At 51.8% G+C, this 1570-nt stretch carries 1 rRNA gene; it reads left to right on the top strand.

Going from position 1 to position 1570, the window contains the following annotated elements:
• Window positions 1-28: 28 nt before the first annotated feature.
• Window positions 29-1570, top strand: a 23S ribosomal RNA gene (locus BUA60_RS22675); the annotation flags it as partial.

Here is a 1570-nt window from a genome sequence, read left to right as displayed (position 1 = left end):
GGGCCCGCGAATAACATAAAGGTCTGGCGACAAGCTGGATAAGGGCGTATGGGGAATGCCTAGGCTCTCAGAGGCGATGAAGGACGCGATAAGCTGCGAAAAGCTGCGGGGATCGGCACATACGATGTGATCCGCAGGTATCCGAATGGGGCAACCCACCATATTGAAGGTATGGTACCCCGCAAGGGGGGCAAACCCGGTGAACTGAAACATCTAAGTAGCCGGAGGAGGAGAAAACAAAAGTGATTCCGTGAGTAGTGGCGAGCGAAAGCGGATTAGTCCAAACCGATGTTGTTTCGGCAATATCGGGGTTGTAGGACCGCGACATTCGATGTGCGATGAATCAGAACCCTTTGGAAAGAGGGACCGTAGAGGGTGATAGTCCCGTAAGAGCAAAGAACATTATCGATAGCGGTATCCTGAGTAGTGCGGGGCACGTGAAACCCTGTATGAATCCGGCGGGACCATCCGCCAAGACTAAATACTCCTGAGAGACCGATAGTGAACCAGTACCGTGAGGGAAAGGTGAAAAGAACCCTGAACAAGGGAGTGAAAAAGATCCTGAAACCATACGCCTACAAGCGGTCGGAGCCCCTTTTGGGGTGACGGCGTGCCTTTTGCATAATGAGCCTACGAGTTACTTTTACTGGCAAGGTTAAGCACTTCAGGTGCGGATCCGTAGCGAAAGCGAGTCTGAACAGGGCGCCATAGTCAGTAGTAGTAGACGCGAAACCGTGTGATCTACCCATGGGCAGGTTGAAGCTGTGGTAACACACAGTGGAGGACCGAACCCGTTGACGTTGAAAAGTCTTGGGATGACCTGTGGGTAGGGGTGAAAGGCCAATCAAACTCGGAAATAGCTCGTACTCCCCGAAATGCATTTAGGTGCAGCGTGTACATAGTTTTATAGAGGTAGAGCTACTGATTGGATGCGGGGGCTTCACCGCCTACCAATTCCTGACAAACTCCGAATGCTATAAAATGTTTGTGCGCAGTGAGGGCATGGGTGCTAAGGTCCATGTCCGAGAGGGAAAGAACCCAGATCACCAGCTAAGGTCCCAAAGTATATGCTAAGTTGATATAACGCGGTGGAACTGCATTGACAGCCAGGATGTTGGCTTGGAAGCAGCCATTCATTTAAAGAGTGCGTAACAGCTCACTGGTCGAGCGGTTCCGCATGGATAATAATCGGGCATAAGCATATCACCGAAGCTGTGACTTCTGTACTCGGTACAGAGGGGTAGGGGAGCATTGTAGTGCCGCTGAAGCTACGCTGTAAGGCGTGGTGGAGGAGCTACAAACGAAAATGTAGGCATAAGTAACGATAATGCGGGCGAGAAACCCGCACGCCGAAAGACCAAGGTTTCCCCAGCTATGCTAATCAGCTGGGGGTCAGTCGGGACCTAACACGAACCCGAAGGGGGTAGTGGATGGACAACAGATTAATATTTCTGTACCTGCTCACGCTAAAAGTGACGGGGATGTGGCGTTGGTGCGTACTGACGGAATAGTACGTTGAAGGGAGCGGTGACGCCCCGATAGTACACTGAGGCTCCGGCCAAGGTGATAA

The sequence above is a fragment of the Arenibacter palladensis genome, assembly GCF_900129275.1.
GTDB lineage: Bacteria > Bacteroidota > Bacteroidia > Flavobacteriales > Flavobacteriaceae > Arenibacter > Arenibacter palladensis.
This window is presented reverse-complemented; position numbering and strand designations above follow the sequence as displayed.